The organism is Curtobacterium sp. NPDC098951, assembly GCF_044759965.1.
Classification (GTDB): Bacteria; Actinomycetota; Actinomycetes; order Actinomycetales; family Microbacteriaceae; genus Curtobacterium.
Genome location: NZ_JBIWAG010000004.1, coordinates 292,737 through 308,267 on the forward strand (window position 1 = coordinate 292,737; position 15,531 = coordinate 308,267).

At 72.1% G+C, this 15,531-nt stretch carries 16 protein-coding genes; 12 read left to right on the forward strand and 4 right to left on the reverse strand.

The window, feature by feature from the left end; genetic code table 11:
* Window position 1: 1 nt before the first annotated feature.
* On the reverse strand, window positions 2–661 hold the full coding sequence (locus ACIQUC_RS13830) for an AmiS/UreI family transporter (protein WP_402267906.1): 660 nt from the start codon (window positions 659–661) through the stop codon (window positions 2–4).
* Between the two features lie 341 nt (window positions 662–1,002).
* On the opposite strand from ACIQUC_RS13830, the gene ACIQUC_RS13835 reads away from it, so the two are divergent.
* The 7 genes from ACIQUC_RS13835 (at window position 1,003) to ACIQUC_RS13865 (ending at window position 7,168) form a co-directional block, all read left to right on the forward strand.
* A complete protein-coding gene (locus tag ACIQUC_RS13835) occupies window positions 1,003–1,236 on the forward strand; it encodes a PLDc N-terminal domain-containing protein (protein WP_402267908.1) in 234 nt (77 codons plus the stop codon).
* A gap of 42 nt (window positions 1,237–1,278) precedes the next feature.
* Window positions 1,279–1,695, forward strand: a complete 417-nt coding sequence (locus ACIQUC_RS13840; RefSeq protein WP_402267910.1) for a hypothetical protein — start codon at window positions 1,279–1,281, stop codon at window positions 1,693–1,695.
* Window positions 1,696–1,751: 56 nt separating this feature from the next.
* Entirely contained in the window at window positions 1,752–2,378 is a 627-nt protein-coding gene (locus ACIQUC_RS13845) for a molybdenum cofactor guanylyltransferase (RefSeq protein WP_402267913.1), read from the forward strand.
* A gap of 8 nt (window positions 2,379–2,386) precedes the next feature.
* Window positions 2,387–2,653, forward strand: a complete 267-nt coding sequence (locus ACIQUC_RS13850) for a DUF6457 domain-containing protein (RefSeq protein WP_031262690.1) — start codon at window positions 2,387–2,389, stop codon at window positions 2,651–2,653.
* Window positions 2,650–3,822 carry a molybdopterin molybdotransferase MoeA gene (locus ACIQUC_RS13855; protein ID WP_402267916.1) on the forward strand — a complete coding sequence of 391 codons (1,173 nt, stop codon included), beginning with the start codon at window positions 2,650–2,652 and terminating at the stop codon, window positions 3,820–3,822. The genes ACIQUC_RS13850 and ACIQUC_RS13855 overlap by 4 nt, the downstream gene beginning before the upstream one ends.
* 113 nt (window positions 3,823–3,935) lie before the next feature.
* Window positions 3,936–4,865: a formate dehydrogenase accessory sulfurtransferase FdhD gene (fdhD, locus tag ACIQUC_RS13860; protein ID WP_402267918.1), complete on the forward strand. Its 930-nt coding sequence runs from the start codon at window positions 3,936–3,938 to the stop codon at window positions 4,863–4,865.
* Complete coding sequence (locus ACIQUC_RS13865) at window positions 4,862–7,168, forward strand: FdhF/YdeP family oxidoreductase (RefSeq protein WP_022907412.1); 2,307 nt, start codon at window positions 4,862–4,864, stop codon at window positions 7,166–7,168. The genes fdhD and ACIQUC_RS13865 overlap by 4 nt, the downstream gene beginning before the upstream one ends.
* An 82-nt stretch (window positions 7,169–7,250) precedes the next feature.
* Here the strand turns inward: ACIQUC_RS13865 and ACIQUC_RS13870 are convergent, their stop codons facing one another.
* Window positions 7,251–8,681 (reverse strand): PepSY-associated TM helix domain-containing protein, encoded by a 1,431-nt coding sequence (locus ACIQUC_RS13870; RefSeq protein WP_402267922.1) that lies wholly within the window; start codon window positions 8,679–8,681, stop codon window positions 7,251–7,253.
* A 193-nt stretch (window positions 8,682–8,874) separates the two neighbouring features.
* On the opposite strand from ACIQUC_RS13870, the gene ACIQUC_RS13875 reads away from it, so the two are divergent.
* A complete protein-coding gene (locus tag ACIQUC_RS13875) occupies window positions 8,875–9,072 on the forward strand; it encodes a hypothetical protein (RefSeq protein WP_402267925.1) in 198 nt (65 codons plus the stop codon).
* A 103-nt stretch (window positions 9,073–9,175) separates the two neighbouring features.
* Here ACIQUC_RS13875 and ACIQUC_RS13880 read toward each other — a convergent pair whose 3' ends face one another.
* Window positions 9,176–10,954, reverse strand: a complete 1,779-nt coding sequence (locus ACIQUC_RS13880) for a hypothetical protein (RefSeq protein ID WP_402267928.1) — start codon at window positions 10,952–10,954, stop codon at window positions 9,176–9,178.
* A 251-nt stretch (window positions 10,955–11,205) separates the two neighbouring features.
* Between ACIQUC_RS13880 and ACIQUC_RS13885 the strand changes: the two genes are divergently transcribed.
* On the forward strand, window positions 11,206–11,439 hold the full coding sequence (locus ACIQUC_RS13885; protein WP_402267931.1) for a PLDc N-terminal domain-containing protein: 234 nt from the start codon (window positions 11,206–11,208) through the stop codon (window positions 11,437–11,439).
* A 147-nt stretch (window positions 11,440–11,586) separates the two neighbouring features.
* Here the strand turns inward: ACIQUC_RS13885 and ACIQUC_RS13890 are convergent, their stop codons facing one another.
* On the reverse strand, window positions 11,587–12,084 hold the full coding sequence (locus ACIQUC_RS13890) for a GNAT family N-acetyltransferase (RefSeq protein ID WP_402267934.1): 498 nt from the start codon (window positions 12,082–12,084) through the stop codon (window positions 11,587–11,589).
* 218 nt (window positions 12,085–12,302) lie between these two features.
* Here ACIQUC_RS13890 and ACIQUC_RS13895 point away from each other — a divergent pair, with 218 nt between their 5' ends.
* From ACIQUC_RS13895 to ACIQUC_RS13905, 3 genes are read left to right on the forward strand one after another with little or no spacing between them, the layout of a single operon-like run.
* The gene (locus tag ACIQUC_RS13895; protein ID WP_402267937.1) at window positions 12,303–13,763 is read left to right on the forward strand and encodes a DUF6421 family protein; all 1,461 of its coding nucleotides are present in this window, start codon (window positions 12,303–12,305) and stop codon (window positions 13,761–13,763) included.
* On the forward strand, window positions 13,760–14,431 hold the full coding sequence (locus ACIQUC_RS13900) for an SDR family oxidoreductase (RefSeq protein ID WP_022907406.1): 672 nt from the start codon (window positions 13,760–13,762) through the stop codon (window positions 14,429–14,431). Before ACIQUC_RS13895 ends, ACIQUC_RS13900 begins: the two co-directional genes overlap by 4 nt.
* 4 nt (window positions 14,432–14,435) lie before the next feature.
* Window positions 14,436–15,509, forward strand: coding sequence for a low specificity L-threonine aldolase (locus ACIQUC_RS13905; protein WP_022907405.1), 1,074 nt, complete (start codon window positions 14,436–14,438; stop codon window positions 15,507–15,509).
* The last annotated feature ends 22 nt before the right edge of the window (window positions 15,510–15,531 follow it).

The window sequence follows — 15,531 nt, forward strand, 5'->3', positions numbered from 1 at the left end:
GTCAGACGGCGGCGGTCGGCGCGGCGACCACGTGCTCGACCGGGGTGGCACCGTCGACGCCGGCCGCGGCGGTCGACCGGGGCGATGCCCGTCGTGCGAGGACCGCGGCGCCGACGAACACGGCGATCGCGACCACGACCGCTCCGGTGGTCCACCAGCCCCCGGCGGGCCACCGTCCGGCGAGTCCGAGCAGCGCCGGCACCGTCGTGGTGGTCTGGCTCGCGAGGACGAGCGCCCAGGCGGTGAACCGGCCGACGTCACGACCCAGGGCGAGCAGCAGGAAGAACAGCGTCCAGAGCCCGGCCCACGTCGCCCAGAGGACGGCGAGCACCGGGTCGACCGCGACGTTCGTGGCGGCGAACGCGACGGCGACCGCCGCGACGAAGCCGCAGAACCAGCCCAGTCCGGTCGCCCCGAGGCCGGCGAGGGCATCGAGACCGACGTACAGGTAGGTCAGGCCGAACAGGAACGTCCCCGTGATGGACAGCAGGGCGGGGAGGGAGCCGTCTGCGGCGACGGCGACGGCGATGCACAGCAGGAGCTGGAGGCCGCCGATGAGGACGTTGAACACGCCGCTGTCCCGGCCGGGGACGCGTCCGAGGAGCGTGAGGCCGTTGACCAGGAGCGCTGCGCCGGAGAGGAGCAAGCAGATGTACGCCATGCGGAGAACCGTGGCACCGCGCCGTGCCCGCCGGAAGGGTTGTGTCGCACCGTGTCCGTCCGTGACGCGCGGTGACGGAGCGGCCGCGGCTCGTTGCTCCGCGTGACCGACGGGCCACCGGTGCCCCGTGCACGGACGGATCGAGGGACGGGCCGGAGCGGTGTGTCGGCGCGGTGAGCCGGTGCGGTGGGCCGGTGGACCGTGGGCCGGTGGACCGTGGGCCGGTGGACCGTGGGCCGTGATGTCAACCGCTGGACGGACGATCCCCGACCGTGCCCGCTCCTATCCTGGGACGGCCGCGCAGCGCACCGCGCAGCGCACCGCGACGAGGGGAGGACGACGTGCTCGAGAACCTGGGTGGGACGCACGTGCTGGTGGTGCTGGTCCTGCTGGCGCTGGACGTGATCGCGCTGGTGCAGGTGTGGCGGGACCGACGGCGGAGCGACGTCGTGAAGGTGCTCTGGACCGTCGTGATCCTCGCGCTGCCGGTCATCGGTGTGCTCGGCTGGGCCGTGAACTGGCTCCTGGGACGAGCAGCCGATCGGCTCGACCGGGCGAACGGCCCGCGCTCGTGAGCGTCGTCCGCCCGTTCCGTGCTCGTCGGGGCGCGTGACGCGGTGACGAGCGAGCGCCACGCCGAGCTGATCGCCGGCCTCGAGTCGGCCGCGTCGGACGAGTGGGGTCCGCGCGCACTCCTCGCCTGTCTGCGGAAACTGCGCGACGGCGGCCCGACCGAGGGCCGCTCCGTGGTGGTCCACGACGCCTGGGCGACCGAGGACGGGTTCCGGGTGGTCTACGAGGCACCGTTCGGCGGTCCGCGGGTCGGTGTCATCCGCGACCGCGGCACCTCGGTCGACTGGCTCGACGTGTACACGACCGGCGACGAGCCGACGCCCGAGGAGTTCGGGTGGGAGGTCGCGGACCACAACATCGGCGAACCGCTCGGTCGGCACATCGACGACCTCGACCTGGACGCCGACGGGCTCGGCTGGTGGGGTCACCGGCCGCTGCGCCGTCCCGGTCGGCGGGGCTGACCCACCGCACCGGGGCCGCACATGGGGCATGATGCAGGTCGACCCGAGGAGGCCCCGTGCACCAACCGTACGACGCCGTCCTGCTCGCCGGTGGGCGGGCAGCGCGACTCGGCGGCATCGACAAGACGGCGCTGCGCGCTCGCGGCACGACGCTCCTGGACCACGCGGTCGCGGCTGCGGCGAGCGCCGTCCGGGTCGTCGTGGTCGGACCGCGTGACGCCGACGCGCTGCCCCCGCGGGTGGTCCGTGCGCGTGAGGACCCGCCGTTCGCTGGTCCCGTGGCCGCGATCGCCGCCGGGCTGGAGGCGGTGTCGGTGCACGCGCCGCTCACCCTCGTCCTGGCGTGCGACCTGGTCCACCCCGAGGCGGCGACCGCACGGCTGGTCGAGGCGGCGGCCGCGCGTTTGATCGAGGCTGCGAGCGCGACGGCGACCGACGGACTCCGGGACGGCGTCGTCGCTGTCGACGACGACGGCCGACGCCAGCCGCTGCTCGCGTTGTACCGGACGGCCGCGCTCCGGGACGCGGTGGAGTCGGTGCGAGCGGACGCCGGGACGCTGGCGGGCACGTCGATGCGGCGGCTCCTCGCTCCGCTCGACCTGGTCGAGGTCGCCGTGCCCTCGGCGCTCTGCGCGGACGTCGACGATCCGGATGCCGCAGCCCGTCTCACCGATCCTGCTTGACTGGCCCCATGACCACAGACGACGTCCTGGCCGGATGGACCGCAGAGCTCGCCGCGGCGCTCGGGTTCCCCGCCGACTTCGAGCTCGACGTCGACGTCGTGCTCGACCTCGCTCGTGACGCGGCGCACGGGGTGGCGCGGCCGGCCGCACCGCTGACGACGTTCCTGGTCGGGTACGCGGCGGGGCTCCGCGGTGGCACGACGGCCGACGTCACCGAGGCCGCGGCCACCGCGACCCGGCTCGCCACCGCGCGGGGCGAGCAGTCGGACGCGTGACGGGCTCACTCCTGCCCTGGCTGGACGCCCGGGACGCGGCGCACCGGCAGGGCCTCCAGCTCCTCGGCGTGCCCGAGACGATCGCGCTCGACGGGGCCGTCGGTCGCACGCTCGCGGCGCCGCTCGACGCTCCCGGCGACGTCCCCGGGCACGACGGTGCCGCGATGGACGGCTGGGCCGTGGCGGGCGACGGACCGTGGCGGGTCGGTGCGCCGATCGTCGCCGGGGCTGCGCCGTCGGTCGAACCCCTGGTTCCCGGCACGGCGCGTCCGATCACCACGGGGGCGCCCGTCCCCTCGGGCACGTCCCTGGTGGTCCGCTCCGAGGACGCCGGACTCGACGCGACGGGGCTGCTCGTCCGGCACACCGCCTCGCACCGTCGACACGTCCGGCCCGCTGCGGAGGAGGTCGCACGGGGCGAACTGCTGTTCGGGTCCGGGCAGGTCCTGACCCCGCCGCGGATCGCCCTCGCCGCTGCGTCGGGCGTCGACGAGGCGCGCGTCGCCCCGGCTCCGACCGTCCGGGTGGCGGTGCTCGGCGACGAGGTCGTCGGGCGCGGCGTCCCACTCCCGGGTCGTGTCCGCGACGTCTTCTCCCCCACGCTGCCCGCCGTCCTCCGGTCGATGGGCGCCGATCCGACCGTGGCCGTCCACGTGCCGGACGGCGCGGACGAGACGGCCGCCGCCCTCGGCGACGCCCCGGAGCGCCTCGTGGTGAGCACCGGCGGGACGGCCGGTTCGTCGACCGACCACGTCCGCGGTGCGCTCGCACGGATCGGTGCGGAACTCGTCGTCGACCGCGTCGACGTCCGGCCGGGCCGACCGGTGCTGCTGGCTCGCCGGGGACGCACGCTCCACCTGTGCCTGCCCGGCAACCCGATGGCCGCCATGGTCGGGATGGTGCTGTTCGGCGGGCCGCTGGTGGCCGGGCTCCTGGGGCGCCCGGTCGATCAGCCATCGGTGGTCCGGCTCGGCGTCGACGTGCCGAACGAGCGGTCCGGCGCCCTCGTCCTGGCGTACCGGTCCACGGGTGCGGGTGCGGTCCCAACGACGCACCAGAGCTCGGCGATGCTGCGCGGGCTGGCCGAGGCCGACGGGCTGCTCGTCGTCCCCGCCGGCGGACGACGAGCCGGCGAGACCGCCGCGGCCGTCCCGCTGCCCTGGGACTGACGACCCGACGGGGTGACGACCCCGACGGGATGACGACCCCGAGGCTGGCCCCGATCCGCACTCCGACGGGCGAGCCCCTTGGTGGTCGCAGCCGCCGGTGGTAGACCCGAACCATGAACCGGATCACCGCCCGGAAACGCGTCACCCGCATCACCGTCGGAACGTCCCGGGCGGTCCGGGACGACCTGCTCGCCGTCGAGGAGCCCCTGGAGATCCGCGTCGGCGGCACCGCACTCGCGATCACGATGCGCACCCCGGGGAGTGACTTCGACCTCGCCGCGGGCTTCCTGGTGTCCGAGGGCGTCATCGCCCGGGGCGACGACTTCGCGGCCGCCCGGTACTGCGCGGGCGCCACGGCCGAGGGGTTGAACACGTACAACGTCCTCGACGTCACCCTCGCGCGGGGCGTCCCCGCGCCGGACCCGAGCCTCGAGCGGTCGTTCTACACGACGAGCTCCTGCGGGCTCTGCGGCAAGGCGAGCATCGACGCGGTCCGGACGCAGTCGCAGCACGCCGTCCTCCACGACGACCTCGTCGTCGACCCGGCGCTCCTGGCGACCTTCCCCGACCAGCTCCGCGAGGCCCAGGCCGTGTTCGAGAAGACCGGCGGGCTGCACGCCGCAGCGCTGTTCGACGGCCGCACCGGTCGCATGCTCGTCCTGCGTGAGGACGTCGGGCGGCACAACGCCGTGGACAAGGTCGTCGGCTGGGCCGTCAAGGAGGACCTGCTCCCCCTGACCGGCACGGTCCTCATGGTGTCGGGGCGCGCGAGCTTCGAACTGACACAGAAGGCGTCGATGGCCGGCATCCCCGTGCTCGCGGCCGTCTCCGCGCCGTCGTCGCTCGCGGTCGACCTGGCCACCGAGGTCGGCGTCACCATCGTCGGCTTCCTCCGCGGGCAGAGCATGGTGGTCTACAGCCGACCGGACCGCATCGCCGAAGCACGAGCAGCAGCAGCAGAAGCCGAAGCAGAAGCTGAAGCTGAAGAACAAGCAGCAGCAGACCCCGCCTCCCACCCCCGAACGACCGTGAGCGCCTCATGACCGAAGAACCCCCCGTCGCCGACGTGACCGACGCCGACCTCACCGTCGGCGAGCCGAAGGACTGGGCAGCCGGCGTCCCCGGGGTGCTGCACTCGATGGGTCCGGCGATCCAGCAGCTCGGCGTCGCACGCACGCTGAAGCTCATGACGTCCCTGAACCAGAAGGGCGGCTTCGACTGCATGAGCTGCGCCTGGCCGGACCCCGACCACCGCAAGGTCGCGGAGTTCTGCGAGAACGGCGGCAAGGCGGTCGTCTGGGAGGCCACGCCCGTGCTCGTGCCGGAGACGTTCTGGGCCGAGCACTCCGTGACCGACCTCGCCGAGAAGACGGAGTACTGGCTCGGCATGCAGGGTCGGCTGACGGAGCCGGTCTGGAAGCCGAAGGGCTCCGACCACTACGAGACGGTCAGCTGGGACCGCGCGTTCGAGATCATCGCGGACAAGCTGCGGAGCCTCTCGAGCCCCGACGAAGCGTCGTTCTACACCTCCGGGCGCACCTCGAACGAGGCCGCCTTCGTCTACCAGCTGTTCGTCCGGGCCTTCGGCACGAACAACCTGCCGGACTGCTCGAACATGTGCCACGAGTCGACGAGCCTCGCCATGGCCGAGACCGTCGGCATCGGCAAGTCCACCATCGCGTACGACGACTTCGAGCAGACCGAGCTCATCATCGTGATGGGCCAGAACCCCGGCACCAACCACCCGCGGATGCTCACCGCCCTCGAGGACGCCAAGAAGAACGGCGCCGAGATCGTCGCGGTCAACCCGCTGCCCGAGGCGGGGCTCCGCCGGTACAAGAACCCGCAGAAGGTCCGGGGCGTCGTCGGGACGGGGACGCAGATCGCCGACCAGTTCCTGCAGATCCGTCTCGGTGGGGACATGGCGCTGCTGCAGGCCGTCGCGAAGCGGGTCGTCCTCGCCGAGCAGGCGGCACCGGGCACCGTCGTCGACCACGCCTTCATCGCCGAGCACACGAGCGGGTACGACGCCTTCGTGGAGCACATCCTGCAGGTGGACGACGACGAGGTCGTCCGCGCCACCGGCCTGACGATCGACGAGATCGACGAGCTCGCCGACCGCTACCTGCGGTCCGAGCGCACGATCATCACCTGGGCGATGGGCATCACGCAGCACACGAAGGCCGTCGACACGATCAAGGAGATCATCAACCTCCTGTTGCTGCGCGGGAACATCGGCCGCCCGGGTGCCGGCGCCTCGCCGATCCGGGGTCACAGCAACGTGCAGGGCGACCGGACGATGGGCATCTGGGAACAGATGCCGGACAGCTTCCTCGACGCCCTCGCCGCCGAGTTCCACTTCGAGCCGCCGCGCGAGCACGGCGTCGACGCGCTCAAGGGCATCCACGCGATGCGTCGCGGTGACATCCGGTTCTGGATGGGGATGGGCGGCAACCTCGTCGCCGCGATCTCGGACTCGCAGCTGGCCGAACAGGCCTTCCGTGGCACCGAGATGACCGTGCAGGTGTCGACCAAGCTGAACCGGTCGCACGCGGTCGTCGGTGAGGAGGCGCTCATCCTGCCCACCATGGGCCGTACCGAGATCGACGTCCAGGCGTCGGGCCCGCAGTTCGTCTCCGTCGAGGACACGGTGTGCTCGGTGCACGGCAGCCACGGCCAGGTGCCGCCGGTCGCCCCCGGCCTGCTCTCCGAGGTCGCGATCGTGTGCGAACTCGCGAAGGCCACGCTGGGTGACCGGGTCGCGATCGACTGGCAGCGCATGCGCGACGACTACGACGTGATCCGCGACCACATCAGCCACGTCGTGCCCGGCTTCGACGACTACTCGCGTCGCGCCGGCAGCAAGGAGGGCTTCGTCCTGCCGAACGGTCCCCGGGACTCGCGCACCTTCGCGACGGCGACCGGCAAGGCGATGATCACGGTCAACGAGCTCGAGCACGTCGACCGACCGGCGGGCACGCTGCTCCTGCAGACCCTGCGCTCCCACGACCAGTACAACACGACGATCTACAGCCTGAACGACCGGTACCGGGGCATCAAGAAGGGGCGGCACGTGGTCTTCGTGAACCCCGACGACCTCGCCGAGCTCGGTCTCGAGGACGGCCAGCACGTCGACGTCACCACGGTCTGGGACGACGACGTCGAGCGCGTGCTGCGCGACCAGCGCATCGTCGCCTACCCGAGTGCGAAGGGCTGCGCGGCCGCCTACTTCCCCGAGGCGAACGTCCTCGTGCCGCTCGACAGCGCGGCGAAGGGCAGCAACACCCCCGTCTCGAAGGCGGTCCCGGTCCGGCTCACGCCGACCGCCGCCACCCGGTCCGCGTAGGTCGCCAGGCGCTCCGGACGTCGCGCCCGTGGGCCGGGAGGCGCGGTGCGGGCCCGCACCGCGCCTCCCGTCCCACGGACGGTCACGTCCGCTGCCCGCGGAACGTCACGACGAGCGCGTCGACCACCAGGAAGAGGAGCAGGCCGACCCCGAGGGTCGGCAGCACGGCGCTGAGCGCGAGCGCCGCCGCGACCACGGCCGCGACGCCCCACCACGGCGCACGGGCCAGCGCCCCGCCGGTCGGCGCACGCCCGACCCGACCACCGGGCGGACGGCGCTGCCACCACATGCCGTACCCGAACACGACCATCGCGGCGATGCCGAGCGCCGTGACGAACAGCAGGACCTGGTTCGGCAGGCCCCACATCGTGCCCATGTGTGTGTCGATGCCCCACCGGGTGAGCTTGGCGGGGACCGAGAACGTGTCGAAGTCCGTCCGGGACACCACGCTCCCGTCCCGTGGGTCGATCGCCACCGAGTCCACCGCCGTCGGGTACGAGCGCTTGATCTCGGCGACGGTCCAGGCCTGGTCGGCCGTCGTCGGCGGGGTGATCTGCACCTCGGCGGCGTCGATGTTGACGGCCTTCGCCGCCGCGAGCACCTCGTCGAAGCGCTCCGGGGTGACCGTCGGTGCGCCGGCACCGGTCGCGGCGGACCCGTGGTGCCCGGCGTGCTCGTCCGCCGGAGCGGACGACGGCCCGAGCGACGTGGTCAGCGACGGCGTCTGCCAGCCCCATGCGGCGCGCAGCGCACCGACGTTGGCGCCGCCGAACTGCGACCAGGTGATGCCGGTCGCGGACAGGAAGAGGGCGCCGACGAGCAGCCAGATGCCGGTCGAGGCGTGCCACGAAGCCAGGCGGCGGTGTCCGCTGACGCCTCGGGCGGGGCGCACGAGGTCCCGTCGGCGACGGGCTGTCCGTGCCCGGGCGATCCAGAGCGCCAGGCCGGCGAGCGCCACGACCCCCAGCCACGACGCCGCGGTCTCGCTGTACACGCGCCCGACGTCGCCGAGGAACAGCGTGCGGTGGAAGGTGCTGATCCACGTCCGGATCGGCAGGGCACCCGAGGTGCCGTAGACGAGCAGGTCGCCGCGGACCTCGGCCGTGCCGGGGTCGACGAACACGGCGCGGGACTGCGACTCGAGCAGCCCGTCCTCGGCGAACATGACGCGCGTCGTGTCACCGGCCGTCGGCGCCGGACGCACCGCGGACAGCGTGTCCTCGGGGTGGTGCTCGTCCGCGTACGCCTGCGCGGCCGCGACCTGGTCGGCGAGCGGCAGGGGTGCCGCACGCGACGGTGTCGTGAGCTCGTGCGCGTACACGGCCGACTCGATCGAGGGGGCGAGCGCGTACGCGGCGCCGGACAGCGCGGCGATCAGGACGAACGGCCCGACGAACACGCCGGCGGTGAAGTGCAGCCGGAGCAGGAGCTGCAGGAACCAGCCGCGTCGGCGGTCGGGCGTCGGCTCGGGTCGGGTGGGCGGGGTGACGGGACGATCGTCCAGGGCGGTCATCGGGTCCTCGGTGGCCGGGGTCGGGCCGGGTGCCGCGACGAGAAGCACTCTACAAGTTGTAGAACCGTTGATGCACGGACTCGCGGGGAGCCGTGCCGCCGAGCGCAACCGGCCAGCCGGAACCCGTACCGGAGCGCGACCTTGAACGGATCCGAATCGACTGCCGACGCCCGGGCCGGATACGGTCTGCCGCATGACGATCGACCCCCGGAACGGAAGCGGCGCCGGCGCCTCCTTCAGCGAGCTCGTCCCCGCCGTGGAGTGGCTCTGGTTGGTGGTCGGCCTGGTCTGGCTCGTCGTGGCGATCACCGGCGACCACCTCACCGACCGGCTGCGCGGCGCAGGAGCGCCGGGCAGCGGACGGCGCCCCGGATCCGCCCGGTCCCACTGATCCGAGGCCGTCGCCGCACCGGGGACTCGACGAGCCGGACGCCGGCTGACCACGCCGGAGCCCCCGGCGCGGCGAGCGTTGCCGCACCGGGGACGTCCGTCGATCAGTTGTAGGAAGCCAGCCGGTTGGGGGCGGTGTTCCCCGCCGGCGTCGGCACCGCTCCGCCGACCCCGTTGATCACGCTGGAGATCGTGCCCGTGTCACCGAGCGACACCGTGACGAGCCCGTGCGCGCGGACACCGGCGGTCTGCGGGACCTCGAACGCCCGGTCGGCGTGCACCGCGGGGTTCGTGTTGAAGAAGCAGTAGACACCGCCGCCCCAGATCTCGTGGCTCGTGACGTTCGCGGCGACCTTGTACGCCGCGTAGCCGGCGCCGGTCGGGCTCTGCCACGACGCGTTGTCCGGCACGTCGTACGGCATCTCGTTCTGGAAGAAGATCGTCCGTCCGTTGTTGCCGTTCCACCGCACTTCGTACTTCTGGTAGTGCTCGACGAACAGACCGGTCGCGAGGACGTCGTTGCCGTTCACCTCGACACCGGTCGCGCCGGTGTTGACCGCCCACCCGGTGGCGGCCCCACCGTGGTCGGCACGCCAGGCCCAGATGTGGTCGACCAGGGTGTCGTCCGCGTTGACCTGCAGGGTCGTCGTCGCCTTGCCCTGGATGCTCGAACCGACGCGGAAGAAGACGTCCTGGACGCTCTGCGGGTCGGCGGCGTGGTCGACGTGCGAGCCACTCGTGCCGAGTCGGACGAGCTGGGCGCTGTTCTGCGAACCGGCGTCGACGACGAGGTTCGACACGTTCACGCCGGCGACGTCGGTCGAGGTGAGCACCGCGTTGCCCTGCGTCGGCACGAGCGTCGGGAAGCCGATCCCGGTGACGACCGTGTCAGGACGGGTGATCGCGATGGGCGCGTTCAGCTGGTAGGTGCCGGGCGTGAAGAACAGGTTGAGTCCCTGCGACAGCGCGCTGTTGATCGTCGCCGCCGAGTCGCCCGGGTGGGCGACGTAGAAGTTCCGCATCGGGATGTCCGTGCCGGCGGTGTCCGGCCAGGTCACACCCGACGAGTTCTGCCGCAGCGACGGCACGAACACGTGGTACTTGTTCGACGAGTCGACGTACAGGTACGGCTTCTCGCGGGTCGTCGGCGTGGTCGCCAGGGTCGTGTAGCTCTTCGAGAAGTCGTTCGCCGGTGCACCCTGCACGCCCGAGAACGTCATGTTCCAGTTGCCGCCCTGCCAGGACCCGATGGACGAGTTGCGGGTGTACCACTGCTGCTGCGAGCCGGACGTGACCGTCCCGTCGACCTTCGTGTCGGCGATGTACCCACCGGACGAGTACCCCTGGCCGCCGTCCTGGTTCGAGGGTCCCATCGTGAGGTTCCCCTTGATGTGCACCCGGCGCATCGGCGCGGCCTGGGACACCGCCCAGCGATCGGTCCCGCCCTCCGGGACGATCGCCACGTTCTCGACCGACCGCCAGAAGTTCTGCGTCGCGTTCTTCTCGTCACCGGCGTTCCACCCGGAGTCGACGTTCACGGCACCGTTGATGGTGACGTCGTCGGGGTTCTTCCCGAGGCCGGCGACCGTCGTGTAGAACCCGAGGTTCGCCCACACCCGTCCGTAGGAGCCGGGCTTGAACAGGAACGCGTACCGCTGGCTCCCGAACTGCGCGCTCGTGCTCCGGAGCTGGGAGTCGAACGCTGCGTCGACGTCGGCCTGGATCGTGGACGTCGGCGTGGAGGAACTGTAGATCTTGACGTTGCTCCCGAAGTCCGGGGTGTCGCTCGTGGTGACCGCCTGGGCGGAGACCGAGGGCAGCACTGCCCCCACGACACCGACGCTCAGCGCGATCGCGACGAGGTGCTTCATCCGTCGTTGCATGATGCTCGATTCGTCATCGTGCGGCGTCGTTGCCGCACGCAACAGACGGTAGACCCGACCGCGCCCGGGAGCAGTCCGACGATCGGAGGACCAGGACGTGCCCCGGACAGCCCAGCGTGCGCCTTCGTGCTCGGCCCGCCCGGCGAGCAGCGATGTCAACCGCTGGACTGACGAACCGCCCGCCGCGCCCTCCTATCGTTGGACCGCCGCACAGCGCACCCCTGCGCCGCGGCGGACGAGGGGAGAACGACGTGCTCGAGAACCTGGGCGGCGCACACGTGACGGTCCTGCTGGTCGTGCTGGCGCTGGACGTCCTCGCGCTGGTGCAGGTGTGGCGGGACCGACGTCGGAGCGACCTCGTGAAGATCGTCTGGACCGTCGTGATCGTCGCGGTGCCGGTCATCGGCGTGGTCGGGTGGGCCGTGAACTGGCTCCTCGGACGTGCGGCCGACCGGCTGAACCGGACGAGCGGTCCGAGCGCCTGACGCGGAGCGTGGCCGAACTCGGAGCAGCAGCGTCGGACGAGTGGGGTCCGCGGGTCGTCGGCCCGGTAGCCGTGGACGCGACCACGGCTCGACCAGGAGGCGCGGTGCGGCACCGACCCGCGCCTCCCGACCCACGGTCGCTGCGTTTCAGAGCCGCTTCGCGTACCAACGGTCCGAGTAGGGGTCTTCGGTGAAGGCGGGCACGCGCTCGAACCCGAGCCGCTCGTAGAGCGCACAGGCCTCGGCGAGTTCGGCACGGGTGTCCAGCCGGAGCACGCCGATCCCGCGGTGACGGCACATCACCTCGACCTCGCGGACGAGCCGGGCCGCCGTGCCCCGCCCACGCGCTTCAGGCAGGGTGAAGACCTTCGTGAGTTCGGCGACACCGAGACCGAAGCGCGCTCCAGCACAGGCGACGGCCCGCCCCTGCTCGACGGCGACGAGGAACACCCCGGACGCGCCGTGCAGGTCGTCGTACGGCTCGTCGCGCAGCGCCTGGGCGACCTCGTCCTCGGTCGCCGGGCGTCCGTACCAGCGCGACGCGACCTCGGCGAGGTACGCCCGCACGATCCCGTCAGCCACCGGGTCACCGGGGTGGACCGCCTCGACGGCGACGCTCGACCCGTCTCTGATCCGTCCGTCCACGATCCTCCCTGAAGCCCACTGCGACCGTACCGGTGGAGCGGTGTCGAGCGCAGTCCAGCTCCGCAACGGAGGAACCTTGCGCGGTGCGATCAGTTAGGAGCGCGGGGCCGCCGGATGCGCACGATTCCGCCGGAGATGGGCAAGATTGCGTCCCCCGATCCTGCCTAGGCTCGATGCACCAGCGCACCCGCAGCCAGCCCAACGACGGGAGGTACGACATGTCGCAGTTCGTCCAGGAGTTCTCGAAGGACGCCATCGTCGGAGAACCCGAGGTCGTCGAGGACCGCCTGTCCGTCCGCGAGGTCGCCGCCCACCCGGCCTGGCTCCGGCTGAAGGACGCCGTCACCGCGCTGCAGACCGTCCAGGTGCAGGACGGCTCCGTGCCCGAGCCGGCCGACCACGCTGCCGCGACCGAGCACGTCGCGACGATCGTCCCGGCCATCGCCGAGCTCGCCCCGCACTTCCCGCACGATGCCGCGTTCCTCGACGCCGTGCAGGACGACTTCGCCCGGTGGCGCGACGAGGGGTTCGGGGTCCCCGACTTCCTCGACTCCCTGACCGCGTTCCAGCCGCAGCAGCACCGCGTCGACGGGATCGGCCACCTCGTCGTGTTCCCGATGGTGACGCAGAACGGCAGCTCCTCGCGGTTCGTCGAGGCCGTCCTGGTCGAGGTCATCTGGCCCGAGTTCATCGCCGAGCTCGAGGCCGGGGACTACGGCAACGCGCTCTTCGTCGCGCTGCGCTTCGTCGACTTCACCCCCGGGTACGACACCAACTCGGCCGTGCTCTTCCCCGAGACCGTCGCGATGCGCGAGCTGCCGACCTTCACCTGGGGCGCGATCTTCCAGGACCGCGAGGCCGCCCGCTACCGCCGGGTCGTCCGCGCAGCCGCCGAGATCACCAAGCTCGACCTTCCTGACGACGCCCGCGCGATGCTCGACGACCAGGAGCTCACCGAGCGGGTCTTCGTGATGTGGGACATCATCCACGACCGGTCGCACATGCGCGGGGACCTGCCGTTCGACCCGTTCATGATCAAGCAGCGCATGCCGTTCTTCCTCTACTCGCTCGAGGAGCTGCGCTGCGACCTCACCGCGTTCCGCGAGTCGGTGCGGCTGGAACGCACCCTCTCGGCGCTGCCGGATGCGAGCCTCCAGGACGCGCAGCGCGCGATCCGCGACCACGCGCGCCTCGTGCAGTACGCCGTCGTGTTCGACCGGATCTTCCGGTTCGCGATCACCGGCAGCCGCGTCCGGAACTACGACGGGCTCGGCGGGCAGCTCCTCTTCGCGTGGATGCACCAGCACGACGTCCTGCACTGGACGGACACGCAGCTCACCATCGACTGGGAGGCCGTGCCGGACGTCATCATCGCCCTGAGCGACCAGATCAACGAGCTGTACCGGCGCTCGATCGATCGGCCGAAGGCGGCGCACTGGCTCGCCGCCTACGAGATGCTCACCCGGACGCTCACCCCGCACCCGGCCTCGGCGTGGGCGCGCGGACTCCCGACCGAGACGCTCGCCGGGCCACCGAGGGGCTACACCGACGCCGTCCTCGACGACGAGTTCCCGCTGTCGATGTTCTACGAGGCGCTCGACAAGAAGATGGCCGCGGTGATCGAGTCGACCGCGGGCATCACCGGGACGAGCGACGACGCACGGGCCGCCGCCGCGTGAGCGACGGCAGCCTCGACGGCCGCACGGTGCTGGTCGCGGGGGCGACCAGCACCAGCGGCCTCGCCGTGTCACGGGCACTGGTCGCCGCCGGAGCGACGGTGGTGGCCGTGGGCACGAGGGCGGCGGGCCTGGAGGCGCTCCGCACCGCCGTCCCGGGCGTCACCACCCACGCGTGCGACCTGTCGTCGCGTGCCGACGTCGACGCGCTGGTCGCGCGGATCCACCGGGACACCGGGCCGGTCGACGGGCTCGTCCACCTGGTCGGCGGCTGGCGCGGGGGCGGCAGCATCGCCGGGCAGACGGACGCGGACTGGGACTTCTTCGACCGCGGGTTCCGCACCCTCCGCAACACCACCCGAGCGCTGGTCGACGACCTCGTCGCGTCACCGGCCGGGCGACTCGCGTCCGTGTCGTCCACCGCCGTCGACGCCCCCACCGCCGGCGCAGCGAACTACGCGGCCGCCAAGGCGGCGGCGGACGCCTGGGTGCGCGCCGTCGCCCAGGGGTTCCGGAAGGACGCCCCCGACACCGCAGCAGCGGCCGTGTTCGTCGTCCGGAGCCTGGACGGCCTCGAGGACCGCCTCGGCGACGAGGTCGTCCGCCTCTGGGACGTCGATCCGGCCACCGTGAACGGCACCCGACTCCCCCTCGACCCCTCCCTAGGATGAACCAGTGACCCTTCGACTCCACGACCTGGACCTGCGGGGCTTCGCCTCGGACAACTACGCCGGCATCCACCCCGAGATCCTCGACGCGATCGCAGCGGCCAACGACGGCCACCAGATCGCCTACGGCGAGGACGTCTACACCGCCCGCCTCAACGAGGTCGTCGCCGAGCACTTCGGCGCGCAGGCGCAAGCGTTCCCGGTGTTCAACGGCACCGGTGCGAACGTCGTCGGCCTGCAGTCGATGCTCCCACGGTGGGGCGCCGTCGTGTGCACCTCGACCGCGCACATCCACACCGACGAGGCCGGTGCCCCCGAGCGCGTGGGCGGGATCAAGCTGCTGCCGGTCGAGACGCCCGACGGCAAGCTCACCCCCGAGCTCATCGACAAGGAGGCCTGGGGCTGGGGCGACGAGCACCGCGCCCAGCCGCTCGTCGTCTCGATCACCCAGACCACCGAGCTCGGCACCGCCTACACGGTGGACGAGGTCCGCGCGATCGCCGACCACGTCCACCCGCTCGGCATGACGCTGCACATGGACGGCGCCCGCATCTCGAACGCAGCCGCGAGCCTCGGGCTCCCCCTGCGCGACTTCACCACCGACGCCGGCGTCGACGTGCTGAGCTTCGGCGGGACGAAGAACGGGATGCTCTACGGCGAGGCGATCGTCGTCCTGAACCCCGACGCGTCCGAGGGCCTGCACTACCTCCGCAAGCTCAACATGCAGCTCTCGTCGAAGATGCGCTTCGTCTCGGCACAGCTCATCGCCCTGCTCACCGACGACCTGTACCTCCGGTCGGCCGGGCACGCGAACGCCATGGCCCAGCGGCTCCGCGGCGCGCTCGAGGCCGGGATCGCCGACGGCAGCATCCAGGGCGTCGAGTTCAGCCAGGACACCCAGGCGAACGGGGTCTTCGCGACCCTGCCCGCCGGGGTGGCCGACCGCCTCCGCGAGCACTTCCGGTTCTACGACTGGGACGCCAGCCGGAACGAGGTGCGGTGGATGTGCTCGTTCGACACCTCGGAGCAGGACATCGACGCGTTCGTGGCGGCGCTGACGAGGGAGCTCGCCGCCGTCTGACGACCGTACAGCGGACGGGAGG

Coding starts and splice junctions, on each gene's coding strand:
- ACIQUC_RS13880 (WP_402267928.1), bottom strand. CDS start 10,954: ATGCAACGACGGATGAAGCACCTCGTCGCGATCGCGCTGAGCGTCGGT.
- ACIQUC_RS13850 (WP_031262690.1), top strand. CDS start 2,387: ATGACCACAGACGACGTCCTGGCCGGATGGACCGCAGAGCTCGCCGCG.
- ACIQUC_RS13870 (WP_402267922.1), bottom strand. CDS start 8,681: ATGACCGCCCTGGACGATCGTCCCGTCACCCCGCCCACCCGACCCGAG.
- ACIQUC_RS13875 (WP_402267925.1), top strand. CDS start 8,875: ATGACGATCGACCCCCGGAACGGAAGCGGCGCCGGCGCCTCCTTCAGC.
- ACIQUC_RS13865 (WP_022907412.1), top strand. CDS start 4,862: ATGACCGAAGAACCCCCCGTCGCCGACGTGACCGACGCCGACCTCACC.
- ACIQUC_RS13830 (WP_402267906.1), bottom strand. CDS start 661: ATGGCGTACATCTGCTTGCTCCTCTCCGGCGCAGCGCTCCTGGTCAAC.
- ACIQUC_RS13895 (WP_402267937.1), top strand. CDS start 12,303: ATGTCGCAGTTCGTCCAGGAGTTCTCGAAGGACGCCATCGTCGGAGAA.
- fdhD (WP_402267918.1), top strand. CDS start 3,936: ATGAACCGGATCACCGCCCGGAAACGCGTCACCCGCATCACCGTCGGA.